We start from the raw sequence: 22,519 nt of genomic DNA, 5'->3' as shown, positions 1-22,519 counted from the left end.
GGCCCCGGCACCGTGGTCAGCGCCGCGGCGACGGCGGCGACGACCAGCGCCGCCACGGCCACCGGCACGGCGATCGGCCGTGCCTTGTCACGGGTCCAGTGGTCCCAGGCCACGGCGCCCTCGTCGGCCCACGCCGGCCGCGTCTCCGGCGGCGCGCCCTGCCACAGGTGGTCGGCGCGCAGCACCGCGCGGCTCGCCGCGTCGAGCGAAGCGGCGTCCGACGGGTCGGGTGCGCGGCCTCCCATGTCAGCCCGGCTGGTGGTCGCCTGCCGCGCGGCGGCGAGCCAGGTGCACGGTCAGCAGCGTCACGGCCAGCACCACCGCCACGAGCGCCACCCAGCCGCCACCCGACATCCGCTGTGTCACCTCGGCCTGCGCGACCGGGGTGTCCGGCGTGTCACCGGCCGGGATCGTGCTCGGCAGCTGCGGAGTGGTCGTAGGCGGGGGCGCCGCGGTCGTCCTGGCCGCCGCGGTCAGCTCCTTCTCGCCGCCGGTGCTCACGATGCGCTGCGTGTCGATCTCGATCGGCTGCTGCACGACCGGCACGACGGCCGGGCCCGCGAGGGTGATGTCGATGGCGGGCGCCGCGCCCGTCGGCGTGACCGACAGGGTGAGCGGGTCCTCGGTCGTGGTCACGGTCCCGTTCGACACCTGCTTGCCGTCGGCGTCGGCGAACGTGGCGTCGGTGGCCGTGACCGTCACCGGCACGTCCGGCACGCCGGTGCCGCCCGCATTGGTGACGGTGATCGTCCAGTCGGCGGTGGCGCCGATCTGCTGCGCGCCATCGGGCGCGGCGACCGTGGCCGTCCACGGGCCGCGGTTGACGGCCGCGTCGGCCTGCAGCGCGGCCACCGCGGCCTGTGCGCCCGAGGGGAGCTTCGACAGGTGGAACGGCGCGTCGTAGGCGATGTGGCGGAAGTCGTTGGCCGGGTCGAGCTGACCGGCGTTCTGCGGCCCCGCCGTCCACGTGTGCAGCAGGTGCGCGAGGGCGGCCGCCTCGTCGGCGCTGTCGGTGCCGGCGTACCGCAGCAGCAGGTACGAGATGTCCGACGCGACGTTGGGCGGGAGGTCGGTGCCCCACTTGGTCTTCAGCGCCGCGCCCGGCTGATACTGCTCGTCGCTGTCCGGCGCGAGGTGCGCGAACTGCACGCACCACACCTTCTTTCCACCGACCACATAGGACCCGAGCCAGTCGGCGGGGTCCGGGTTGTTCAAGTATGGCTGGGCGGGCGTGGTCAGGTGGCCGACACCCTGCTGCACCTCAGCGACGGCGGACGGCGCCCCGGTGAGGGAAACGCAGGCGACCACGGCGGTGACCGCCATGCCCACACCGAACCGACGGACGGACGGACGCTGCTTCCCGGTACGCACAGGCACGGGGACAGCATTCTGGGTCGACCCCTACGCCGACAATCCCCCAGCAGAGGGGCCGGAATTCACACGGGTATACCAACGCCGACCCGCTCAGCTCACGGAGAGCGACGGTCAGCCCTGGTTCTCCTCGGCCGCGCGTACCTTCTCGCGCACCTCGTCCATGTCCAGCTCGCGGACCTTGCCGATCAGCTCGGCGAGTGCGGGCGCGGGCAGCGCGCCCGGCTGGGCATACACGACGACGCCGTCCCGGACCACCATCAGCGTGGGGATCGACGAGATGCCGAACGCCTGCGCCAGCTCCACCTCGGCCTCGGTGTCGACCTTGCCGAACGTGAGGTCGGGATTGTTCTCGGCGGCGTCCTCGAAGACCGGCGCGAACTGCCTGCACGGCCCGCACCAGGCCGCCCAGAAGTCCACGAGCACCGTCCCCGGCAAGCTCACGGTGTCGCCGAAGTTGTCCTTCGTCAGCTCGATCGTCGTCACTGTGCCTCCCTTGCGTCTGTCCCGGGTGCAGCGCGGCAGCGCACCCGTTCATTCCCGATCATGGCCCATGTCCGAGTTGAGGAACTCGCGCCGCCGTGTCACCGTGCACGATGACCACCGTGCTCACGATCCTCGCAGGCATGGTCGTCGTGTTCGGCCTGACCGTGCTCACGGGATACTTCGTCGCGCAGGAGTTCGGCTACATGGCCGTTGACCGCGCGCGGCTCAAGGCCCGTGCCGCCGATGGCGACGCCGGGGCGGAACGCGCACTCGACATCACCCGCCGCACCTCCTTCATGCTCTCCGGCGCCCAGCTCGGCATCACGGTGACCGGGCTGCTCGTCGGCTACGTCGCGGAACCACTCATCGGCGCGGGCATCGGCGACCTGCTGGGAGGCGCCGGGCTGTCGCGGGCGGCCGGTGTCGCGATCGGCACGGTGTTCGCGCTGTTGTTCTCCACCGTCGTGCAGATGGTGTTCGGCGAGCTGTTCCCGAAGAACCTCGCCATCGCCAGGCCGGAGCCGGTCGCCCGCAAGCTCGCGTGGTCCACCGCCCTGTACCTTTCGGCCTTCGGCTGGCTGATCCGGCTGTTCGACCAGGCGTCGAACCTGCTGCTCAAGGTGGTGTCGATCGAGCCGGTGCACGACGTCGAGCACGCCGCGACCCCGCGCGACCTCGAGCACATCGTCGCCGCCTCCCGCGACAGCGGCGACCTGCCCCCCGAGCTGTCCACGCTGCTGGACCGCACGCTGGACCTGCACGAGCGGACCGCGCAGCACGCGATGATCCCCCGCACCTCGGTCACCACGGTCAGCGGCGGCGCACCGGTCGCCGAGGCGATCGACGTGATGGCCGCGTCGCACTCGCGGCTCCCGGTGCTTGGCGCGGACGTTGACGACGTGCTTGGCATCGTCCGCCTTCGCGACGTGCTCGCGCTGTCGCGGGACGACCTCGCCACGACCGTGGTCCGCGACGTCGCCCGGCCGGCCGTGATGGTGCCGGAGTCGCTGCCGCTGCCCACCGTGCTGGCGCGGCTGCGGGCGGCAGGCGAGCAGATCGGGTGCGTCGTCGACGAGTACGGCGGCCTGGCCGGGGTGATCACCGTCGAGGACATCGCGGAGGAGCTCGTCGGGGAGATCGCCGACGAGCACGACCCCGACGGCACGCACGCCCCGGTCCTTCGCGACGGCGCCTGGACGCTGCCGGGGGCCACGCACATCGACGAGGTGGAGCGGCTGATCGGCCACGACCTGCCGGACGGCGACTACGAGACCGTCGCCGGGCTCGTCATGGCGGAGCTGCAGCGGCTGCCGCGTCATGGTGACGTCGTGAAGATCACGTTGCCGACGGCGCAGGGCGAACCGGGAAGGGCGATCAGCGTCACGGTCGAGGCCATCACCCGGCGCGTGCCAGGCACCGTGTCCATCACCGTCGCCGAGTCCACTGTGGAGGGTTCGCGATGAGCGGCATGAGCACGTGGCTCGCTCTGGTCGTCTCGGCCGGGATCGTCGCGCTGAGCGCGTTCTTCGTCGCCATCGAGTTCGCGCTCGTCGCCGCCCGCCGCCACCGGCTGGAGGAGGCGGCGGAGCGCAGCGTCGCCGCACGGGCCGCGCTCGCCAGCGCGCGTGACCTTTCGCTGTTGCTGGCCGGGTCGCAGCTGGGCATCACCCTGTGCACGCTGGCGCTCGGCGCCATCACCAAACCGGCTGTGCACCACATGATGACGCCGCTGTTCACCGGCTGGGGCCTGCCGGAGGTGACGGCGGAGGTGATCGCGTTCGTGCTCTCGCTGATCGTGGTCACCTTCGTGCACCTCGTGGTCGGCGAGATGGCACCCAAGTCGTGGGCCATCGCCCACCCCGAGCGGTCCGCGACACTGCTCGCGATCCCGATGCGCGGGTTCATCTGGCTGACCCGCCCGATCCTGGTCGCGCTCAACGGCGCCGCGAACTGGTGCCTGCACCGCTTCGGGGTGGAAGCGCTGGACGAGATGTCCGAGGGCCGCGGCCCCGACGACCTTCGCCAGCTGCTCGACCACTCCGCGCGGGCCGGTTCGCTGGACCCGGCACGCCACGACCGGCTCGCGGCGGCACTGGAGGTCAACGTCCGTCCACTGAGGACCATCCGGCGGCCGATCAGCGAACTGGCCGAGGTGGCACCGGACGCGAGCCCCTCGGACATCGCCCGCGTTGCGCACGAGACCGGGCACCTCCGGCTCGTCGTGCGCACGCACGGGCGACCGCTGGGCGTGGTCCACGTCCGGGACGCCGTGACCCGGCCGGAAGCCACGAAAGCGGCGGACCTCATGCGCCCGGTCCGCACCCTGTCGGGCGACACCCCGATCTACGCGGCGCTCAGCACCATGCGGGAGTCCCGCAACCACCTCGCGCTCGTCGAGGAGAACGGGGAACTGGCCGGGCTGGTCACCCTGCAGGACCTGCTCGACCAGCTGCTGCTCTCGGAGACGCCCGGCTGACGATGTCCACTCGGCAGGTCACCTCTCTGGTAGCTTCCATGGAAGTTAATGGACTAGGCTGTCCGGGTGCCACTCGACCACGTCGCCCGTATCCAGGCCGAATGGGCCCGCGAACGCCCCGACCTCGACGTCAGCCCGCAGGGTGTGATCGGCCGCCTGCACCGGCTCGCCGGTCATCTCACCGAGCAGCTCATGGTGGTGTACCGGCGTTTCGGCCTCGGCGAGGGCGACTTCGACGTGCTCGCCACACTGCGCAGGGCGGGTCCGCCGTTCGAGCGCGCACCCGGCGAGCTTGCCCAGTTCACGATGGTCACCACCGGCGCCATGACCAAGCGGATCGACCGGCTCGAACGCGACGGCCTGGTCACCCGCAGGCGCAGCACCGCCGACGGGCGCGGCCGGGTCGTCGCGCTGACCCTCGCGGGCCGGGAGCTGATCGACACCGCGTTCACCGAGCACATGCGCAACGAGCGCGGGCTTCTCGATGGGCTGTCCGCCGAGGACGCGGCGGCACTCGAGGCGCTGCTCACGACGTGGCTCGCGCGGTTCGAGACGGCCCACGACTGATCTGGGCGGGAATTCCTCACCAATCGGCCGTGTGCTTTCCACTTTCCTGCGGTGGGCGCGGCTTCGCTGGTTAATGTGGAATTCGGTCCCGTCGCCGAATTCCCCTGCGAGGTAAGGAAATGAAACGCCGCGATCTGCTCCGCTCCACGATGGGCGCCGCCACCGCCGCCGCGGTCGCCGGCCTCGTCGGCCCGTCGACCGTCGCCGCCGCGCAGGCGGCCGGGCAGCGCAGGCCGGACACGCTGCGCGTGCGGATCCTGATGTACGACGGCGTCGAGGAGGTCGACTCGATCGGCCCGGCCGAGGTGTTCGACATCGCCCGGGTGTACTTCGACGCCAAGATCGACGTGAAGTACGTGACCGTGGACGAGCCGAGGGTCATCCCCATGAACCGCGGCGCGAAGATGGTGGTGGAACACCGCTGGCGCTCGCGCGACGCGGACATCGTCATCGTGCCGGGCGGTGGGTGGCGCGACCCGGAGGCGCCGGGCACGCACGTCGAGATCGCACGCGGCGTGATCCCCCGCGCGATCGCCGAGGCCCACGACGGCAGGCGGATCATCGCGGGGGTGTGCGTCGGCGTGATGCTGATGTCGGCCGCCGGGCTGACCAAGGACCGCCCGTGCACCACCCACGCGCTCGCCAAGGAGCGGCTCGAGGCGGAGGGCGGGATCCTCAAGACGGCACGGGTCGTCGACGCGGGCACGGTCGTCACCGCCGGTGGCGTCACGTCCGGTATCGACGAGGCCCTGTGGCTGGTGGAACGCGAGTTCGGCCCCGACATGGCGGTCGGCGTGGAACGCACCCTCGAGTACGAACGGCGCGGCACCGTCTGGCGCGCCTGAGTACCGTCAGCGCTCGTCGTCGTTGTCGGGCACGGCCCGCTGCTGTTCGCGGACGTCCTCGGGGTCGGCCTCGAGCGTGTCGTCCGCCTGCGCCGTCACCGCATCGTCCTCGTCCTCGGCGGTGACGGCCAACTGCTGCTCGAGCAGGTCCACCTCGTCCGCCGTCGGCTCCGGATCCACAATCCCCTCCAATGGCTCCGACTGCTCGCTCCAGTGGAGCAGTCCGATCGTCATCGTGAGCGCGCGGCGCACGGTGTCGAGCCCCGTCTCGATGCCCGTGCTCGTGCCGACCTCGCGCACCGCGAGGTCGAGCTGGAACGACGCGTCCTCCTGGCAGTTGTTCAGGTCGGCGAGCATGGCACGGATGGTCGCGCGCACCGGCGGGTCCAGGTCGTCGATGCCGACCTGGTCGTTGTCGTCGTCGCGGAGGTCGATCGCGAACGCGGCGCGGTCCCGCAGCGGGCCAGCGCTGTCGCGCACCGCGGACGTGGCCACGTTGATGAGCTCCGCGACGATCTCGCGTACGTAGGCGCGCAGTTCATCCGCCTGGTGCGCCGCCACTGTCTCCAGGGTTTCGGTCAGGCCTGTCTGATCGGCGTCCAGCACGCAGTGAACCAACTGGTGGGCCGTGGCCTGCGCTTCGGGGTCGTCGCTGCGCATCGAACATCTCCTTCGCCGCTGCGGCCGTGATACCGCGGCGGGCGTACCCTCGGGCGGCCGTCCCCAAACCTGCCGGTGGGACGACCGGGGTCGATCCCCAGGAGCCACAGGACAAGTAGCACGCCCCGGGCAAACGCGCCATTCAGCCGGTTTCCGTTCGACTACCGTGGGTACCCGCACCCCGTACACCGAACGAGAGGTGCAAGCCATGGACAGCAACAGCTATGTGGCGTTCCTCGTCATCGGCACCGTGGCGGTCCTGATCGACGGGCAGATCATCTACCGCAACGGCCGTCGGTTCCTGCAGCAGGCCACGCCCAACGCCCCCGCGGAGTCACTGACGAAGCTCGTGTCGGTGCTGTTCCACCTCGGCACACTGGGCGTGCTGGCGTTGATCTCCGTGATCGACGTCGGCGGCTACGACATCCAGGGTGTGGTGGTGCGACTGGGAATCATCCTGATCGTCATCGGGATCGCCCACTGGATCGCGGTGTCCGCGCTGTCGCGGATCCGCGACCGTGAGGAGTTCGAGGAGTACACGAACGCCGAACGCGAAGCACGGCGCAAGGCCAACGAGGCGGCCCTGCGCGCACAGGGCACCTACGTGCCGGAGCCGACCCAGAGTCCTGTCTACAACGGGGAAAGCGCGACCGCGGTCGTCAACCCGCAGCAGCAGTACCCGCCGAGGTAGGCGCGTCGAACAGCGCGCTGACGGACTCGCCGTTGTGGATCCTGCGCATGGCCTCGGCCAGCGCGGGCGCCACGGACAGCACCGTCAGCTTGTCGGAGCGCTCGGCGATCGGCACCGTGTTGGTGCAGACGATCTCGGTGACGTCTGCCTGACCGCCGATCCTGCCGAGCGCTCCGGCGGCGAACAACCCGTGGGTGCACGCGACCCGGATCGACGCCACCCCGCGCTCACGCAGCTTCGACAGCAGCTCGATGACCGTGCTGCCCTTGGCGATCTCGTCGTCGAGCACGATCACGTCCCGGCCCGCCACGTCACCGATGATCGAGGTGATCTCCACCCGGTCGTCGGTGAAGCGCTGCTTGGCACCCGCCGCCACCGGCACGCCGAGCAACCGCGCGAAGTGCGATGCCTCCTTGGCGTTGCCCAGGTCCGGTGACACGACGATGGAGTTCGACAGGTCGTAGCGCCGGAAGTAGCTCGCGAGCTCCCGCAGCGCGTGCAGATGGTCGACCGGCACGCTGAAGAAACCGTGCACCTGCGGCGAATGCAGCGTCATCGCGAGCACCCGGTTCGCTCCCGCCGCGACGAGCAGGTCGGCGACGAGCCTGCCCCCGATCGAGATGCGCGGTGTCTCCTTCTTGTCCGACCGCGCGTACGCGTAGTGCGGCAGGACGACGGTCGTCCGCGCGGCCGACGCGCCTCGTGCGGCGTCGAGCATCAGCAGCAGTTCGACGAGGTGCTCCTGAACCGGCGTGACGAGCGGCTGGATCAGGAACACGTCGCGTTCGCGGCAGTTAGCCTGGAGCTGCACCTCGAGACAGTCGTTGGCGAACCTGGTCAGCCGCACCGGCCGCAACGGCACCTCGAGGTGGTCGCAGATCTCCGCCGCCAGCTCAGGGTGGGCACTCCCCCCGAAGACCGCGATCTCGCGCAAAAAACGCACGCTAGTCCGCCTCCCCGGAATTAAAAGTGCTGGTCCCGACCCAGCGCATCCTCGGACCGCGGCTGGTTGGTGGCTGGGTGCCGTCACGTTCCCCTGAGGTCACTGTTGGTCAGGCCCAGACCCTCGCACAAAGATCCATAGGACAGATCCTAACCCGCCCCCGGATGATGAGCTTCTAGCCGCGGACACTAGAAGCTTGTTGGGATCGAGGGGTGGCGCTGCACCTGGAGCGCGGCACGCACGACGGTCTCCTTGTACAGCGCGGCGACGCGGCCGGTCAGCACGGCCTCCTTCGGCTCGTCGTCGGCGTTCACGAACTGCACGAGCCCGTCGCGGCGGCCGAGGCTGATGCACTGGTTCACGTAGCGGAACCGGAACGGCTTCGGGTCCTTGCCGTCGCGGCGGGCCAGCAGCGCGCGGATCGCCTGCTGTGCCGCGGGCAGCCCGGTGGCACACGCCATGCGCAGCTCCTGGCCGTTCTGCCTGCGCACGGCCGCCGCGTCACCGACGCCGTACACGTCAGGGTGCGACGTCGACCGCATGGTCTCGTCGACGACCATCCTGCCGTGCCCGTCGACCGCGAGCCCGGCCTCCCCGGCAAGCGACGGCACGGTGAACCCGGTCGTCCACACGACCACGTCCGAAGGGACGTGCTCGCCGCCTGCCAGCACCACGCCGTCGGCACGCACCTCCCCGACGTTCACCTCCTCGCGCAACTCGATGCCCAGCCGCGTGAACGTGCGGCGCAGGTGCCGCCGCCCCTTCTCCGACAGCGCCGCCCCCAGCGCACCCGCCGTCACCAGGCGGACCTTCAGCTCTGGGCGCTGCTCGGCCAGTTCGGTGGCCGCCTCGATGCCGGTAAGTCCCCCGCCGACGACCGTGACCACGTCGCCGTCGCGCAGCCGGGCGCGCAGGCGCTCGGCCTCCTCCGCCACGGCCACCGTGCCAGCGTGCTCGGCGGCACCGGGCACCGACTCGAGGTCCATGCGGCTGCCGAGCGCGTAGACGAGCGTGTCGTACGGGAGCCGCTCCCCGCCCGCCAGTACGACCGCCCTGTCCCCGGTGTCGATGGCGGTGGCCCGGTCGACCACCAGCCGCACCCCGGTACCCGCCACCAGGTCCGCGAGGGAGTGTTCCCGCAGGTCCTGCCCGGCGGCGAACTGGTGCAGCCGCACTCGCTCGACGAACCGGTCCCGGTCGTTCACCAGGGTCACCGACACGTCCTTCGCCCGCGCGGCCAGCCGTGCCGCGATCTGGCCCGAGTAGCCGCCGCCGAGAACCACGATCCGAGTAGTCATCTCGTTCCCCTTTCTCCACACGGTGGACTGATGTCGCGGGATTTTCGTGACACCAGGAGAGCGAGAGTCGAGTCACACCGCGTACGGTCGGCATCGTTCCCGGGACTTACTGGAGGTAGGAAGTCATGCGAATCGTCACGGACCCCGCGCGCTGTGTGGGCGCCGGCCAGTGCGCGCTCACCGAGCCGTCCGTGTTCGACCAGAGCGACGAGGACGGCACGGTCGTGCTCCTGACCGACCAAGCCGAGGGCGAGACCCTCGACAACGTGCGGGAAGCCGTCGATCTCTGCCCCAGCCAGGCCATCTCGATCGAAGAGGACTGAGCGCCGCCGCCCGGCCGTGTCTCACCGGACCGGCCGGGCGGACAACTTGCTCCTGAGGTTGCACCGTACCCAGTTCTGTGAATTTCACACCGACATTCGTCGGTAGTGGGCGCTTGGCAACGGTTCGCACACTGTCCGTGTTCGACCCTGCAATGTTCGTCACGGACCTCGGGGGCACCTCATATGACAGACACGACCACGCGCACCCTGCTGCGCAGGGCGGGCGTCACCGTCGCCTGCGCACTGGCCGCGACCGCCACCGGCCTCGGCGGTGTCGCGGCCGCGAGCCCGGCCGCCGCGCCGGGTGACCACATTCCGGCCTCGATCAATCCCGCGGACTGCGACTCGATCCCGTCCCAGCACGACGTCGCGGTCACCACCACCGTCCACAACGTCGGCGTCAGCATGGGCGCGTCGGACAAGGTGATGCTCGCCGGCTTCGAGGCAGGCTGGGTCGAGTCGCACATGAACAACCTGCCGTGCGGCGACCAGGACTCGCTCGGTGTCTTCCAGCAGCGGCCCAGCCAGGGCTGGGGCACGCCGGAGCAGATCATGGACGTCACCTACGCGGCGACGCAGTTCTTCTCCCAGGCGATCCACAACGAGCCGCTCTACCCCGACTACACCGCGGGCCTGCTCGCGCAGAGCGTCCAGCGGTCGTGCTGCCCCGAGCGCTACGACGAGTCCGAAGGCAAGGCGTACGAGATGCTCGACGAGGTCCGAGCCAAGGAGATCCGATGAGGAACACCACCACCCGCAGGATCGCCACGGCGGCACTCGTCGGCGCGGTCGCCACCGCGTTGTTCAGCGTGCCCGCGACCGCGGAGCGGCTCGACACGACGGCCGCGTTCGCGTCGGCCGCGCAGGAGTTCGACGTGCCGCGCGACCTCGTGGTCGCCGTCGGCCACGCCGAGTCCCGGCTGGCCATGCACGCCGGAAAACCCAGCCAGGACAACGGCTTTGGCCTCATGCACCTGGTGAGCAACCCGTCACGGCACACGCTGGAGCAGGCCTCGGCCGCCACCGGCGCGTCGGCGAGCACGCTGAAGAACGACGTGGGGGCGAACATCCGCGGCGGCGCGGCGGTGCTGCGTGCGCTCGCGGACGCCCACGGGCTCGGCGCGACCGACCGCGACCGGCTCGGCGCCTGGTACCCGGTGGTCGCCGAGTACGGCGGCGCGTCGCTGCCGCAGACCCGCCGCCTGTACGCGGACGTGGTGTACGACCTGCTCGCGTCCGGTCTGTCGGCGGTCGCGCCGACGGGCGAGCGGATCACGGTCACCCCGCGTGCGGTCACCCCGGAACGCGGGAACCTCGCGGCGGCGAGCACGACCCTCGCGCCGGACTACCCCGGCGCGATCTGGAACCCGGCGACCTCGGCGAACTACGCGTCCGGCCGCACGGCGTCGATCAGCACGGTCGTCATCCACGTGACCCAGGGTTCCTACGCAGGCACCATCAGCTGGTTCCAGAACCCGGACGCGCAGGTCAGCGCGCACTACGTGATCCGGTCCTCGGACGGTGAGGTGACGCAGATGGTCGCCGACGCCGACACCGCGTGGCACGCCCGCTCGGCGAACGCCAGCTCGCTCGGCATCGAGCACGAGGGCTTCGTCGACGACCCGGCGTGGTTCACCGACGCGATGTACCGGTCGTCGGCCGCGGTCACGAAGTGGCTGTGCGACACCTACGGCCTCGCCAAGACCCGCGACGTGATCGTCGGGCACAGCGAGGTGCCGGGCAACGACCACACCGACCCGGGCCCCAACTGGGACTGGAACTACTACATGAGCCTGGTCACCGCCTGACCTCTCATGCTCTGAAGGGCACCCTCGGGACGCGGAACGTCCTGAGGGTGCCCTTCGTGGCATTCGGCCTCACTGTTCCAGAAGACCAGCCGAGCGGGCGAGGATCTCGCGCGCCGACCTGACCACGGCCTCGTCGACCATCCGGCCGTCGGCGTCCACGGCGACACCGGTGCCCGCCGACAGCAGGGCGACGGTCGCACGGGCCCGTTCGACCTCCTCGGCGGACGGGGTGAAGACCTCGTTGATCGTGGCGAGCTGGGTGGGCGTGATCGCGGTGCGGGCGCGGAAACCCTGCCGCAGCAGGAGCTCCGTCGTGCGCGCGAGGTCGGACAGGTCCCGGACCTCGGTGTGGACCGGGCCGGCGGGCGGCGCTAGCCCGGCCGCGGCGGACGCGACCACGACCGCGGACCTGATCGGCCACAGCTCCGCCCGGTCCGGGCCCGGCAGCAGGTGAAGTTCCGCCGCCAGGTCCACCTCTCCCAGTCCGAGGCGGACCACCCGGGGGGACTCCGCGACCGCGTCGAGGTCCCGCAGTCCCCGCGCGGTCTCCAGGAGCGCGAGCACCGGCACGTCCCGCGCCCCGAGCCGCTTGTCCACTTCGGACAGCAGGGCGGGCTCTGCCTTCGGCACCACCACTCCCGCCAGGCCGGGACGGGCGGCGATCGCGGCCAGGTCCTCGGCCACCGTGTCGGCGTTGACCCGCACCCATGCCGTCCCCGTCCCGAGGTACCCGGCCGCCGCCGTCCGTGCCGCCCCCTTGTTCGCCACGGCGACGGCGTCCTCCAGGTCGAGAATCAACGCGTCGGCGCCCCGGCCTGCCGCCCCCGCGAGCAGGCGCGGCTGGTCGGCGGGGACGTACAGGTAGCTGCGGGGCGTCATGCGCCCGTCGGCCGCTTGAGGTACTGGCCGACCGGCTCGCCGACGACCTTGCCGGACTCCAGGACGCGGTGGCCGCGGACGAACGTGTCGGTCACCGCCGCGGTCATCGAGAAGCCCTCGAACGGCGTGTACTCCTGCGCCGACTCCGAGTCGGCGGCGCGGACGGTCCACTCCACGGCCGGGTCGACCAGCGCGATGTCCGCGTCGTAGCCGACGCCGAGCGCGCCCTTGGTACGCAACCCGAAGCGGGTGGCCGGGTTCCACGCGGTCAGCCGCGCGATCTCACCCAGCGGCAGGCCGCGCCTGCCGCCCTCGGTGACGAGGCCCGGCAGCAGGTACTCGGCGCCGCCGAAGCCCGACTTGGCGAGGAACACGTCCTCGCGCGGGTCGCCGAACTTCTGCTCGTCGCGGCAGCACGCGTGGTCGGACACCACCCAGTCGACGTCGCCCGCGAGCACGTGGCCCCACAGCGCCTCGACGTCCTCGCGGGGGCGGATCGGCGGGTTGACCTTGCTGCCGATGCCCGCCGCGGTGTCGATGTCGGCGAGCAGGTGCCCGACGGTCACCTCGCGGCGGAACCGGATGTGCGGGAACGCCGTCGCCATCCGCAGCGCCGCGTCCATCGCCTTCGCCGACGACAGGTGCAGCAGGTTGATCGTGGGCAGGCCGGTCTCGTGCGCGAGGTAGGACGCGATCGACACCGCGAGGCCCTCGGAGTGCTGCGGCCGGGACGCGCTGTAGGCGGCGAGCCCGGTGAGCGTGCCCTCCTCCTCGACGAGCTTCGTGTACGCGGTCATGATCTCCGCGGTCTCGCAGTGCAGCGACAGCGAGATCTCGTCGGCCAGCTCGGGGAACTGCTCACGGGCGGCCTGGATGCCACGCATCACGAACTCGAAGTGCGCGTAGTCGTACCGTTCACCCTCGGGGATCATGAGGAAGGCGTTCTGGTCGGCGGAGCGGCCGTGCAGGCCGTGGCTGCCGTAGAACATGAACACCTTGAACGAGGTCACACCGTGGTCACGCACCAGCGCGGGGATCTCCGCGATGTGCTCACGCATCATCGGCGCCAGGTGGTAGCCGTAGTCCACGAAGGCCCTGCCCTCGCTCATCGAGAGCACCTCGGGGAACACGTCGGCGTAGCTGCCGCCCTTGTTGAGGTAGTACTGGCCGGTGCGCATGTAGTTCAGCGCACTCGTCACCCCGCCCTGCGCGCACGCACGGCTCTCGGTTGCCGCGTCGACGGGTAGCGGGTTGTAGATGCCCCAGTGCTGGTGGGCGTCCACCACACCGGGGAACGCGAGCTTGCCGCCACCGTCCACCGTCACCTTCGCGCTCGCCGGGTCGAGTCCCGGCGCGACCCGGACGATCTTCCCGGCCGCGACGCCGAGGTCGGCGCGCTCGGGCTCCGGCCGGTCGTGGTGGACGACCCTGACGTTGGTCACCAGCAGGTCGAGCGGTTCAGTCATGGTCGTCTCCTGGCGACTCGATGCCGTTCTGCGAGCGTGGGGGCGGAGTGTCCACTGTGGTCATCGGCCGACCACCGCGAGCGGCCGGACCGGGGAGCCAGTTGCGCCGAACAGTGGCAGCGGGGACAGCACGAACAGGAACTCGTGCACTCCCCCGGCCGCGATGCCCTCCAGGTTCAGCGCCTCGATGATGTAGACGCCGCGTTCGACGAGCAGCACGCGGTGCGCGGGCAGGGTGGCGTGTCCCGCACCGGCGGCCAGGCGCTCGAACGCGATCGTGTCCGCGCCGGCGGCGTGCACGTCCCGGTCGGCGAGCCACGTCGCACCGGCCGCACCGACGCCGGGCACACCGGTCGTTTTTCCTTGGTAGACCTGGGGATCGGGATCGTCGAACAGCCTGCCCCAGCCACTGCGCACGAGCACGACGTCACCCGCGCGGACCGGTGTGCCCTGCCGCTTCTCTGCGGCCGCCAGGTCGTCCGGGGTGATCTCGTAGCCCGCCGCGCAGCCGACCGGGTCGCCGAGCGCGGCCGGGACGTCGAGCAGCACGCCGCGCCGGACCATCGGCGCGATCGTGTGCGCGCCAAGCTCAACGAACTTCCCGCCCCTGCCCGCTTCCACGGCATCGGACCCGTCGACCAGCTTGCCGTCGTGGGAGACGTGGGCGAACGCGTCGATGTGGGTGCCGACGTGGGTGCCCATGGTGATCATGTCGTTGGCGGCGGACCCGCCGTCGGCGCGGACCATGTCGCCGTGGCGGCGGGGCAACGCGTGCCAGAACGCCGGGTGGTTGGGCGACTGCGGCATCCCGACCCGCAGCTCACGTCCGAGGTCGTGCACGGTGAGGCCGTTCTCGACGGCGGCGAGCAGTGCCTCGGTCGTCGGTGTCGTCGTCATCACGCCACCACCCGCTCCGCGCGCAGCCGCGCAAGTTCGTCCGCGTTCACTCCCAGCTCCCCCAGTATCTCGTCGGTGTCGTGCCCCAGCGCCCTGCCGGTGAACCGGATCCGGCCCGGTGCGCGCTCGGCCCGCCACATCACGTTGTGCATGAGCAGCGGCCCGAGGTCATCGTCCCGCACGGTGGTCAGCATCCCGGTCGACCGCACGTGCTCGTCCTCCGCGAGGTCACGCGCGCTGTAGATCGGGGCGATCGCGGCACCCGCCGCCGCGAACGCGTCGGTCACCTCCGCCTCGGTCCGCTCCGCGATCCAGCCGCCCACGTACTCGTCGAGCAGGTCGGCCCGCCCGGCACGGCCGAGTCCGGTGGCGAACCACGGCTCGTCGATGACCTCGGGGTGCCCGACCAGTTCCATGACCCGCTCCGCGATCCGCTGCGCGCTCGTCGACACGGCCACCCAGCGGTTGTCCTTGGTGCGGTAGGTGTTGCGGGGCGCGTTGTTGGTCGACCGGTTGCCGTGCCGCTCCCCCACGATGCCGAGCTGGTCGTAGACCGTCGCGCCCGGCCCGACCGCGTCCATGATCGGTTCGAGCAGGTTCATGTCGATGACCTCGCCTCGGCCGCCGTTCCGCTCGCGGGCGTACAGCGCCATGGTCGCGGCCGACGATGCGGCGATGCCGCAGATGCTGTCGGCGAGGCCGAACGCGGGCAGCGTCGGCGGGCCACCCTCCTCGCCGGTGAGGTGCGCGAACCCGCTCATGGCCTCGGCGAGCGTGCCGAACCCGGCGCGGGACGCGTACGGGCCGGTCTGACCGAAGCCGGTGATCCGCACGATCACCAGCGCCGGGTTGACCTCGTGCAGTCGTTCCGGGCCAATGCCCCAGCGCTCGAGGGTGCCGGGGCGGAAGTTCTCGACGAGCACGTCGGCGGTGGCGGCGAGGCGCAGCAGCAACTCCGCGCCGTCGGCGGTGGACAGTTTGAGGCCGACGGTGCGCTTGTTGCGGGAGATTTCCTTCCACCACAACGGGATGCCGTCCTTGGCCTCGCCGTGGCCGCGCATGCCGTCACCGGCCTCCGGGTGCTCGATCTTGACCACGTCCGCGCCGTGGTCGCCGAGGATCCGGCAGCACAGCGGGCCGGCGAGGATCGTCGAGACGTCCAGCACCCGCACGCCGGTGAGTGGTCCGTCCATGGCTACCCCTCCAGATTGTTCCGCTATACGTAACGTCGGTCCGCTCAGAGGTTAGGTCGCGATCGACGCGACGGTCAACCTCGGACGGCGGCGCCGACTGTGAGACCCATCGCCGCGCACCTCGGCGGGGCGTGGGTCAACCCCAGATCTCGTCGGCATAGGTGATGTTGACGTCGGTGCGCCAGCCGGTCTCCTGGTCATGGCCCCACCTCTCCCGCCACCCGGCCGCGTGCTCGAGCACCGCAGGATCGCCGTGGTGGAGCTTGCCGCCAGCGTGGAACGCGTCGAGGTCGTCGACGAACATCAGGTCGAAGTGGCGGAACCACTCCTGCCCGCGCGCGTTCTGCCGCACGACGTAGTTGGCGTAGTTCTGGATGCCGGGGTTGCGGCGGAAGACCGGGTAGTCGACGGACCGCGTGTACTCGGCGTACTCCTCAAGGGGCACGCCGGGCTTGATGTTGTAGGTCAGCAGGACGAGCTTGCGGGCCATGGGGTCTGTCCTCTCCTCTTACAGCGCGCGGCCGACGACGTGCGCCTCGGTCATCGCTTCCAGCAGGGTTCTCGGGGCCACCGCGTCACCGATGACGTGCACACCGAGCCCGGCGTCGGCGAGCGGTGCGGCCAGGTCGTCCCGCGCCGTCGGCGGGTCGAGCGCGACCACGTCGGTCACGCCGGGCACGGCCGTGGTGATGTCGACCAGTGCGCTCGTGACGTGCGCGGTGCGGCGGTCGATGGTGGCGCGGGCGGAGGTCCACAGCTGGACGCCAAGTCCTCGGAGCCGCTCGACGGCGGTCATCCTGCTGTACTCGGTGACCCCCGGCAACGCGGTGCCCGCCGCGGTGACCACGTGCACGGTGGCGCCGCCTCTGGCGGCGGTCTCGGCGACGGACGCCGCCGTCCAGCCGCCGTCGTCGTCCAGCACGACCACCGTCCGCCCTGACCAGGCCGGCGCGCTCAGCACCTCGGCCGCGGTGAGCGCGCGACCCCAGCCGGGGACCTCCCTGGCCGTGTGGCGGGCGCCGGTCGCGAGCACCACCGTGTCCGGCCGCTCGGCGAGCACCTCTGCCACGGTGGCCGGTGTGCTCGTCAGCACCGGCACCCCCAGGTCGTCGAGGCGGTGCTGTTGATGGACCCGAAGCCGGTCGAGGTCGGCGCGGCCGACACCGCGACGTCCGATCCGCAGTTGACCGCCCGGCTCTGGCCCGATCTCCCACACCCGCACGGCGTGCCCCCGCTCCGCGGCGAGGCGCGCGGTCTCCAGTCCCGAGGGCCCGCCGCCGACGACCAGTACCCGGCCGGGTTCCCGCGACGTGCCAGGGTGTTCCGGCCACTGCGCCTCACGCCCGACGCGCGGGTTCATCATGCAGGTCATCGGCCGGTGCCCGGCGATCTCACCGATGCAGAAGTTGCAGGACACACACGGCCGGATCCGGTCCTCCTCACCCGCCGCCGCCTTGGCGAGCAGGTGCGGATCGGCGATGTGCGCGCGGGTCATCGCGACGGCGGCGAGCAGGCCGGTGCCCAGGCCGCGTTCCGCGTCGGCGAGGTCGGTGAACCGGCACGCGGCGAGCACCGACGTACGGGTGCACTCCCTGGCCACCGCGAGACTCTGGTCGAGGTAGGGCGTGTGCCCCTCGCTCATGTCGGCGACGTGGTGGCCGATCGAGGGCACCGTGTAGGAGGCGAGGGAGACGTTGAGGAACCCGATCGGGCGGGTGGTGTCGAGGAGGTGCGCGATGCGCCGCCCGGCGTCGAGGTCCTGGCCGCCGTCGACCAGCTCGTCCGAGGACATGCGGACGCCGACGACCACCCGGTCCCCGACGGCGTCCAGCACGGCGTCGAGGACTTCGAGTGGGTAGCGGAGGCGGTGGGTCTCGCTGCCGCCGTACGCGTCGGTGCGGTCGTTACTGGCCGGCGAGATGAACTGGTGCAGGAGGTGTCCGTGTCCGAAGTGGACCTCGACACCCTGGAACCCGGCCGCGACCGCGAGTTCCGCCGCGGTCACGTAGGCGTCGCGGACCTCGGTCATGTCGCGGCGGGTCATGGCGTGCGGGACGTGGCCGCCCGCGGTCCAGCGGCGGTTGGTCGGCCCCCACGCGGCGGTGCGGCGGAAGACGTTCTCGCTGTGCCGCCCGGCGTGGGTGATCTGGCTGAAGATCGCGGCACCCTCGTCACGGACGGCGGCGGTGAGCTTCGTGAGCATCGGGAGCGCGGCCGGGTCCGCGGCGAGGCCACCCGCGCGGCCGAGGCTCGTCGGGTGGACGCGCAGCGGCTCGGTGACGATCAGCCCGGCGCCGCCACGGGCGCGTTCCCGGTGGTAGGCAACGTGCCGGTCGGTCGGGAGGAAGCCGGCGCCGAAGTTCGTGGTGTGCGCCGACACGAACACCCGGTTCCGCAGCGTGATGCCGCCGATGTCGACCGGCGAGGACACCAGTGGGTAGGCGGTCATGGCCGCCACTGTGGGGCCAGGTCGCCGATGAACCTCATGACTGTGCCGCCTTGCGGACCGCGGCCACGATCGTGTTGTAACCCGTGCAGCGGCAGAGGTTTCCGTTGACGGCGCGGAGGATGTCGTCGTCGGTCGGGTCGGGGGTGGACTCGACCAGTTCCTTGGCGGTCAGGAGCATGCCCGGCAGGCAGAAGCCGCACTGGAAGCCGAACTCGTCCCAGAACGCCTGTTGCACCGGGTGGAGGTCCTCGCCGTCGGCAAGGGACTCGATGGTCTCGACCCGCGCTCCTTCCGCAGAGAGCGCGAGGACCGAGCAGGACTTGGTGGTCCGCCCGTCGACCACGACCGTGCAGGCGCCGCAGTCGCCGGTGAGGCAGCCGACGTGGGTGCCGGTGAGGCCGACCTGTTCGCGGATCGCGTGCACCAGCAGGGTGCGCGGGTCGACGTCGATGTCGTGCTCAACGCCGTTGACGGTGAGCTTCATGCCGCCTCCTCCAGTGCGGCGGCCACCGAGCGGGCCGCGATCACGGGCGCGATGCGGGCCCGGTAGTGGCCGGGGGCGAGCACGTCGTCCCACGGTTCGGTGAGCAGTTTGTCCACTTCGGACCACAGCTGCTCCCGCCATGCCACCCGCTCGAGTTCCAGGGCCACCGGCGCGGCCGCCGCGCCACCGAGCGCGACCCGGATCGTCGGCCCCGCCACGGTCGCCGCGGTGACGATCGGCCAGCTGCCCTCGGCGAGCTTGAACTTCACGTACCCGAGGCCGGAGTCCGTGTCGGGCACGGTGATCGCGGTGAGCACCTCGTCCGGTTCGCGGGCGGTCCGGAAGGCGCCGAGGAAGAAGTCACCGGCCGCGACCTCGCGCACTCCCCCAGCCTTCGCGATGCGCAGCCGGGCACCCAGCGCCACCAGGGCCGCTGGCACGTCCGACGACGGGTTCGCGTAGCTCGCCGAACCACCGACGGTGCCACGGTTGCGGATCTGCGGGCCGCCGGTGATGCCGCGTGCGACCGTCGCGAGCAGCGGCACGGCCGAGCGCTCCAGCTCGGTGTAGGTCGTCATGGCGCCCACGACCCACTCGCCGTCGCCGCGCGTGATCCCGGCGAGCCCGGCCTTCGCCAGGTCCACCACCGCCGATGGCCGGACTCGGCCGTGCGTCATCTCGGGCACGACCATGGTGCCGCCGCCGACCACGACGGCGTCGCCGTCCGCGAGCGCCGCGGTCACACCGTCCACATCGGCCGGCCGCAGGTACCTCATGAGCGGACCCCGTCGATGAGGGCCAGCACCACGGGCGGGGTCAGCGGGACCCCTCGGACCGTCACGTCGAACGGGGCGAGCGCGTCCTCGACGGCGTTCGCCACGGCCGCCTGCGCGCCGCCGACCCCGGCCTCGCCCGCGCCCTTGTTGCCATGCATGGTGAACGGGCTCGGCGTGACCTGGTGGATCATGCGCAGCCACGGGAGGTCCCCGGCACGCGGCAGCAGGTAGGACTTGAACCGGTCGGTCGTGAGGCGGCCGTCGGCGTCGAACCGAAGCTGCTCGGACAGCGCACTGCCCAGCCCCATGGTCACCGCGCCACGCGCCTGGCCCTCGACCAGCGCCGGGTTGATCATGGTGCCGCAGTCGTGGGCCATCACGTAGTCGTCGAGCGTGACCTTGCCGGTCTCCGGGTCCACCTCGACGACGGCGGCGTGCAGGCTGGACGAGTACGTCGGGTACGGCTGGATGCGGCCCAGCTCGTCGGGCACGTGGTTGATGTTGCCGGGTTTGTAGGCACGCGTGGACTCCAGCACCGGCTCGATGTCGCCGATCGCGAACGCGCGGGTCAGCAGCGCCCGCGCCACCCCGGGCACCGGCATCTCCCTGCCACCGCCGTACGCGACCCCGTCGCGAATTTCCACCTCGGACGTCTCGAACAGCCGCGCCGCCACCGCGAGCAGCTTCGCGCGCACGTCACGGGCGGCGAGCGTCGCCGACCCGCCGCCGACGACCATGCTGCGGCCGCTGAAGTTGCCGAACCCGTTGGGGCACCGGTCGGTGTCGCCCTGGACCAGCTCCACCCACTCGATCGGCACCCCAAGCTCGGTGGCGACGATCTGCGCGATGCCGGTGTCGTTGCCACCGCCCGGCGACGTGACGCCGGTGAGCACCGTGACCATGCCGGTCACGCTCATCCGCACGGTGGTCGTGTCGAACCCGGACACGAACGTGCCAGGACTGTCGGACGACTCCGGGGTCAGCTCGAACCCCAGCCCGATGCCGAGGTACCTACCGCGGGGCCGCAGCACCTCCTGCCGCCGCCGGATCCCGGGGTAGTCGACCGCCGCCAGGGTCTTGTCGAGGAGGCCTTCGAAGTCACCGCTGTCGATGTTGAGGCCGGTCGCGGTGCGGTACGGGAACTCGCGCACGAAGTTGCGGCGCCGGACCTCGGCCGGGTCCATGCCCAGTTCGCGCGCCACGAGGTCGATCGCGCGCTCCATCACGAAGTGCGCCGCGTCCTTGCCGAAGCCGCGCGCGGCGTTCAGCGGCGGCTTGTTGGTGCACACGATGTCCAGCTCCACCCGCACGTCCTGGACCGCGTACCCGGACGGCAGCGTGGTGGCCGACATGTTCGGCATCGCCCAGCCCGCCTGCGCGGTCAGCGCGCCGATGTCGGCGACGATCTCGTCGACGAGCCCGGTGATCCGGCCGTCGGCCGTCGCGCCGACCCGGAACCGGTGCACCTGTTCGCGGGCGCCGGCCATCAGCGTCTCGCGCCGGTCCTCCACCCACTTCACCGGCGCGCCCGCGAGCTTGGACAGCAGCGCGACGAGGGTCTCCTCGGGGTGGCCCTGCATCTTCAGCCCGAACGAGCCGCCGACCTTGGCGGTCACGACCCGGATGCGGCCCTCGTCGATGCCGAGGCTGACGCTGAGCATCCACCGGAGCTGGTGCGGGTTCTGGCAGGACGCGTGCACGGTGAGCATGCCGTCCTGCCACGACGCGAGGTAGCCACGCGGCTCGATCGGGGACGTGGTCGTGCGGCCGATCCGCAGCTCGCCCTCCACCACGACGGCCGAGGCCGCGAGCGCGGCGTCCGGGTCGCCCGCGCCGTACCGGTTGTGCGCCACCACGTTGCCCGGCCAGTCCTCGTAGAGCCGGGGCGCGTCCCGCGCCATCGCGGCCCGTGCGTCGAGCACGTGCGGCAGCACGTCGTAGGTGACCGCCACCAACTCCGCCGCCGCCCGCGCCTGCAGGCGGGACGCGGCGACCACCGCCGCGACCGGCTGCCCGGCGTGGACGACCTTGTCGGTCTGCAGGCACCGGATGTCGGTGCGGTTGCCGCCGCGGGCGGCGGGGTCGAGGAAGTACGGCACCGGTCCCGCATGCTTCGCGGCCTCGGCGCCGGTGAGCACCAGCACCACCCCTGGCGCGGCTTCGGCGGCGGCCGTGTCGATGGACAGGATCCGTCCGTGCGCGACCTCGCTGCGCACCACGACCGCGTGCAGGAGCCCCTCGGGACGGAGGTCGTCGAGGAAGGTCGCGCGGCCGGTCAGCAGTGCGGCACCGTCCCGTTTGCGCGGGGACGCGCCGATGCCTGCCTGGACGGGCGCCGCCATCATGGCATCGCCACCCGCAGCCGCTTCCCGGTGCGGTACACGGGGTTGCGCTTGTCGACGTCGAGCTTGTGCACCTCACCGTTGCCGTCCACGGCGGACTTGAGGCCGCCGGTGACGCCGGGTGTGCTGGTGATGAAGAACTTCTGGCCGTCCCTGGTGGGGAACGGCGGCTCGTGCCAGGTGCCGCGGTGGATGTTGAGGATCACGTCGCCGGGTACCAGGAACGCCCGGATCGAGGCGAAGTCCGGGAAGCCGTCCACGAGCGGCGCGTCGGGCGGGGCGACGACCGAGACGTACGGGTCGCCGTTGAGCGGGATGAACGTCTGCGTCATGCCGTGGTGTCGTTCCAGGTAGCGGATGTCGCCGCCGCGGTAGCCGACGCGGAACAGGATGAACTCGGGCCGCTCGTCGGCCTGCAGCACGACCGGGCCGTGGATGGCGTTGAGGCCGTTGTAAAGGTCGATCGGCAGCTTCGGGGTGTCGTCGAGGGACACGACCTCACCGAACGGGGCGAACGCGGCCGCGGTGACCGGCTCTGGGGTGATCGTGTGCATCACTGTTACGC

At 71.4% G+C, this 22,519-nt stretch carries 24 protein-coding genes; 8 read left to right on the top strand and 16 right to left on the bottom strand.

Translation table 11 applies throughout. The annotated features are described in order from the left end of the window. The 3 genes from WBA97_RS20100 to trxA form a co-directional block, all read right to left on the bottom strand. On the bottom strand, window positions 1-245 hold a 245-nt coding region (locus WBA97_RS20100), incomplete at its 3' end, for a hypothetical protein (RefSeq protein ID WP_424232405.1). 1 nt (window position 246) lies between these two features. After that, window positions 247-1,323 carry an Ig-like domain-containing protein gene (locus tag WBA97_RS20095; RefSeq protein ID WP_424232404.1) on the bottom strand — a complete coding sequence of 359 codons (1,077 nt, stop codon included), beginning with the start codon at window positions 1,321-1,323 and terminating at the stop codon, window positions 247-249. Window positions 1,324-1,485: 162 nt separating this feature from the next. After that, window positions 1,486-1,857 carry a thioredoxin gene (trxA, locus tag WBA97_RS20090; protein ID WP_424232403.1) on the bottom strand — a complete coding sequence of 124 codons (372 nt, stop codon included), beginning with the start codon at window positions 1,855-1,857 and terminating at the stop codon, window positions 1,486-1,488. 110 nt (window positions 1,858-1,967) lie between these two features. Between trxA and WBA97_RS20085 the strand changes: the two genes are divergently transcribed. From WBA97_RS20085 to WBA97_RS20070, 4 genes are all read left to right on the top strand, one after another. Next, window positions 1,968-3,320 (top strand): hemolysin family protein, encoded by a 1,353-nt coding sequence (locus WBA97_RS20085; RefSeq protein ID WP_424232402.1) that lies wholly within the window; start codon window positions 1,968-1,970, stop codon window positions 3,318-3,320. Further along, window positions 3,317-4,333, top strand: coding sequence for a hemolysin family protein (locus WBA97_RS20080; RefSeq protein ID WP_424232401.1), 1,017 nt, complete (start codon window positions 3,317-3,319; stop codon window positions 4,331-4,333). The genes WBA97_RS20085 and WBA97_RS20080 overlap by 4 nt, the downstream gene beginning before the upstream one ends. Before the next feature lie 66 nt (window positions 4,334-4,399). Then, window positions 4,400-4,900: a MarR family winged helix-turn-helix transcriptional regulator gene (locus tag WBA97_RS20075; RefSeq protein WP_424232400.1), complete on the top strand. Its 501-nt coding sequence runs from the start codon at window positions 4,400-4,402 to the stop codon at window positions 4,898-4,900. Between the two features lie 119 nt (window positions 4,901-5,019). Further along, a complete protein-coding gene (locus tag WBA97_RS20070; protein ID WP_424232399.1) occupies window positions 5,020-5,745 on the top strand; it encodes a DJ-1/PfpI family protein in 726 nt (241 codons plus the stop codon). Between the two features lie 6 nt (window positions 5,746-5,751). Here the strand turns inward: WBA97_RS20070 and WBA97_RS20065 are convergent, their stop codons facing one another. Continuing rightward, complete coding sequence (locus WBA97_RS20065; protein WP_424232398.1) at window positions 5,752-6,405, bottom strand: hypothetical protein; 654 nt, start codon at window positions 6,403-6,405, stop codon at window positions 5,752-5,754. A 208-nt stretch (window positions 6,406-6,613) separates the two neighbouring features. Here WBA97_RS20065 and WBA97_RS20060 point away from each other — a divergent pair, with 208 nt between their 5' ends. Beyond that, the gene (locus WBA97_RS20060) at window positions 6,614-7,096 is read left to right on the top strand and encodes a hypothetical protein (protein WP_424232397.1); all 483 of its coding nucleotides are present in this window, start codon (window positions 6,614-6,616) and stop codon (window positions 7,094-7,096) included. Here the strand turns inward: WBA97_RS20060 and WBA97_RS20055 are convergent. Together WBA97_RS20055 and WBA97_RS20050 are read right to left on the bottom strand one after the other, a co-directional pair. After that, the gene (locus WBA97_RS20055; RefSeq protein ID WP_424232407.1) at window positions 7,065-8,030 is read right to left on the bottom strand and encodes a ribose-phosphate diphosphokinase; all 966 of its coding nucleotides are present in this window, start codon (window positions 8,028-8,030) and stop codon (window positions 7,065-7,067) included. The two genes, WBA97_RS20060 and WBA97_RS20055, sit on opposite strands and share 32 nt — an antisense overlap. A gap of 197 nt (window positions 8,031-8,227) precedes the next feature. Further along, window positions 8,228-9,337, bottom strand: a complete 1,110-nt coding sequence (locus WBA97_RS20050) for an NAD(P)/FAD-dependent oxidoreductase (RefSeq protein WP_424232396.1) — start codon at window positions 9,335-9,337, stop codon at window positions 8,228-8,230. A 125-nt stretch (window positions 9,338-9,462) separates the two neighbouring features. On the opposite strand from WBA97_RS20050, the gene WBA97_RS20045 reads away from it, so the two are divergent. From WBA97_RS20045 to WBA97_RS20035, 3 genes are all read left to right on the top strand, one after another. After that, entirely contained in the window at window positions 9,463-9,660 is a 198-nt protein-coding gene (locus tag WBA97_RS20045) for a ferredoxin (protein ID WP_424232395.1), read from the top strand. 183 nt (window positions 9,661-9,843) lie between these two features. Continuing rightward, window positions 9,844-10,401, top strand: a complete 558-nt coding sequence (locus WBA97_RS20040) for a hypothetical protein (protein WP_424232394.1) — start codon at window positions 9,844-9,846, stop codon at window positions 10,399-10,401. Beyond that, entirely contained in the window at window positions 10,398-11,468 is a 1,071-nt protein-coding gene (locus WBA97_RS20035) for an N-acetylmuramoyl-L-alanine amidase (protein ID WP_424232393.1), read from the top strand. The genes WBA97_RS20040 and WBA97_RS20035 overlap by 4 nt, the downstream gene beginning before the upstream one ends. Window positions 11,469-11,537: 69 nt before the next feature. Here the strand turns inward: WBA97_RS20035 and WBA97_RS20030 are convergent, their stop codons facing one another. The 10 genes from WBA97_RS20030 to WBA97_RS19985 form a co-directional block, all read right to left on the bottom strand. Continuing rightward, window positions 11,538-12,347: an HpcH/HpaI aldolase/citrate lyase family protein gene (locus WBA97_RS20030; RefSeq protein ID WP_424232392.1), complete on the bottom strand. Its 810-nt coding sequence runs from the start codon at window positions 12,345-12,347 to the stop codon at window positions 11,538-11,540. Continuing rightward, a complete protein-coding gene (locus WBA97_RS20025) occupies window positions 12,344-13,813 on the bottom strand; it encodes a dihydroorotase (RefSeq protein WP_424232391.1) in 1,470 nt (489 codons plus the stop codon). Before WBA97_RS20025 ends, WBA97_RS20030 begins: the two co-directional genes overlap by 4 nt. A 60-nt stretch (window positions 13,814-13,873) precedes the next feature. After that, window positions 13,874-14,710 (bottom strand): cyclase family protein, encoded by an 837-nt coding sequence (locus tag WBA97_RS20020; protein WP_424232390.1) that lies wholly within the window; start codon window positions 14,708-14,710, stop codon window positions 13,874-13,876. Further along, window positions 14,710-15,903: a CaiB/BaiF CoA transferase family protein gene (locus tag WBA97_RS20015; RefSeq protein WP_424232389.1), complete on the bottom strand. Its 1,194-nt coding sequence runs from the start codon at window positions 15,901-15,903 to the stop codon at window positions 14,710-14,712. The genes WBA97_RS20020 and WBA97_RS20015 overlap by 1 nt, the downstream gene beginning before the upstream one ends. Before the next feature lie 136 nt (window positions 15,904-16,039). Further along, on the bottom strand, window positions 16,040-16,393 hold the full coding sequence (locus WBA97_RS20010) for a hypothetical protein (protein ID WP_424232388.1): 354 nt from the start codon (window positions 16,391-16,393) through the stop codon (window positions 16,040-16,042). Window positions 16,394-16,411: 18 nt separating this feature from the next. Continuing rightward, on the bottom strand, window positions 16,412-18,352 hold the full coding sequence (locus WBA97_RS20005) for an FAD-dependent oxidoreductase (RefSeq protein WP_424232387.1): 1,941 nt from the start codon (window positions 18,350-18,352) through the stop codon (window positions 16,412-16,414). A 34-nt stretch (window positions 18,353-18,386) separates the two neighbouring features. Then, complete coding sequence (locus WBA97_RS20000; RefSeq protein WP_424232386.1) at window positions 18,387-18,836, bottom strand: (2Fe-2S)-binding protein; 450 nt, start codon at window positions 18,834-18,836, stop codon at window positions 18,387-18,389. Beyond that, entirely contained in the window at window positions 18,833-19,612 is a 780-nt protein-coding gene (locus tag WBA97_RS19995) for an FAD binding domain-containing protein (RefSeq protein ID WP_424232385.1), read from the bottom strand. The genes WBA97_RS20000 and WBA97_RS19995 overlap by 4 nt, the downstream gene beginning before the upstream one ends. Then, on the bottom strand, window positions 19,609-21,957 hold the full coding sequence (locus WBA97_RS19990) for a xanthine dehydrogenase family protein molybdopterin-binding subunit (RefSeq protein WP_424232384.1): 2,349 nt from the start codon (window positions 21,955-21,957) through the stop codon (window positions 19,609-19,611). Before WBA97_RS19990 ends, WBA97_RS19995 begins: the two co-directional genes overlap by 4 nt. Continuing rightward, window positions 21,954-22,508: an ureidoglycolate lyase gene (locus WBA97_RS19985; protein ID WP_424232383.1), complete on the bottom strand. Its 555-nt coding sequence runs from the start codon at window positions 22,506-22,508 to the stop codon at window positions 21,954-21,956. Before WBA97_RS19985 ends, WBA97_RS19990 begins: the two co-directional genes overlap by 4 nt. Between the last annotated feature and the right edge of the window lie 11 nt (window positions 22,509-22,519).

Source organism: Actinophytocola sp. (genome assembly GCF_049647105.1).
Taxonomy (GTDB): Bacteria; Actinomycetota; Actinomycetes; order Mycobacteriales; family Pseudonocardiaceae; genus Actinophytocola.
This window is presented reverse-complemented; position numbering and strand designations above follow the sequence as displayed.

Excerpts from the sequence above, each read along its gene's own strand:
- WBA97_RS20095 (WP_424232404.1), bottom strand. The coding sequence starts at position 1,323 with ATGGCGGTCACCGCCGTGGTCGCCTGCGTTTCCCTCACCGGGGCGCCG.
- WBA97_RS20085 (WP_424232402.1), top strand. The coding sequence starts at position 1,968 with ATGACCACCGTGCTCACGATCCTCGCAGGCATGGTCGTCGTGTTCGGC.
- WBA97_RS20080 (WP_424232401.1), top strand. The coding sequence starts at position 3,317 with ATGAGCGGCATGAGCACGTGGCTCGCTCTGGTCGTCTCGGCCGGGATC.
- WBA97_RS20070 (WP_424232399.1), top strand. The coding sequence starts at position 5,020 with ATGAAACGCCGCGATCTGCTCCGCTCCACGATGGGCGCCGCCACCGCC.
- WBA97_RS20065 (WP_424232398.1), bottom strand. The coding sequence starts at position 6,405 with ATGCGCAGCGACGACCCCGAAGCGCAGGCCACGGCCCACCAGTTGGTT.
- WBA97_RS20060 (WP_424232397.1), top strand. The coding sequence starts at position 6,614 with ATGGACAGCAACAGCTATGTGGCGTTCCTCGTCATCGGCACCGTGGCG.
- WBA97_RS20050 (WP_424232396.1), bottom strand. The coding sequence starts at position 9,337 with ATGACTACTCGGATCGTGGTTCTCGGCGGCGGCTACTCGGGCCAGATC.
- WBA97_RS20045 (WP_424232395.1), top strand. The coding sequence starts at position 9,463 with ATGCGAATCGTCACGGACCCCGCGCGCTGTGTGGGCGCCGGCCAGTGC.
- WBA97_RS20040 (WP_424232394.1), top strand. The coding sequence starts at position 9,844 with ATGACAGACACGACCACGCGCACCCTGCTGCGCAGGGCGGGCGTCACC.
- WBA97_RS20035 (WP_424232393.1), top strand. The coding sequence starts at position 10,398 with ATGAGGAACACCACCACCCGCAGGATCGCCACGGCGGCACTCGTCGGC.
- WBA97_RS20030 (WP_424232392.1), bottom strand. The coding sequence starts at position 12,347 with ATGACGCCCCGCAGCTACCTGTACGTCCCCGCCGACCAGCCGCGCCTG.
- WBA97_RS20025 (WP_424232391.1), bottom strand. The coding sequence starts at position 13,813 with ATGACTGAACCGCTCGACCTGCTGGTGACCAACGTCAGGGTCGTCCAC.
- WBA97_RS20020 (WP_424232390.1), bottom strand. The coding sequence starts at position 14,710 with ATGACGACGACACCGACGACCGAGGCACTGCTCGCCGCCGTCGAGAAC.
- WBA97_RS20015 (WP_424232389.1), bottom strand. The coding sequence starts at position 15,903 with ATGGACGGACCACTCACCGGCGTGCGGGTGCTGGACGTCTCGACGATC.
- WBA97_RS20010 (WP_424232388.1), bottom strand. The coding sequence starts at position 16,393 with ATGGCCCGCAAGCTCGTCCTGCTGACCTACAACATCAAGCCCGGCGTG.
- WBA97_RS20005 (WP_424232387.1), bottom strand. The coding sequence starts at position 18,352 with ATGACCGCCTACCCACTGGTGTCCTCGCCGGTCGACATCGGCGGCATC.
- WBA97_RS20000 (WP_424232386.1), bottom strand. The coding sequence starts at position 18,836 with ATGAAGCTCACCGTCAACGGCGTTGAGCACGACATCGACGTCGACCCG.
- WBA97_RS19995 (WP_424232385.1), bottom strand. The coding sequence starts at position 19,612 with ATGAGGTACCTGCGGCCGGCCGATGTGGACGGTGTGACCGCGGCGCTC.
- WBA97_RS19990 (WP_424232384.1), bottom strand. The coding sequence starts at position 21,957 with ATGATGGCGGCGCCCGTCCAGGCAGGCATCGGCGCGTCCCCGCGCAAA.
- WBA97_RS19985 (WP_424232383.1), bottom strand. The coding sequence starts at position 22,508 with ATGCACACGATCACCCCAGAGCCGGTCACCGCGGCCGCGTTCGCCCCG.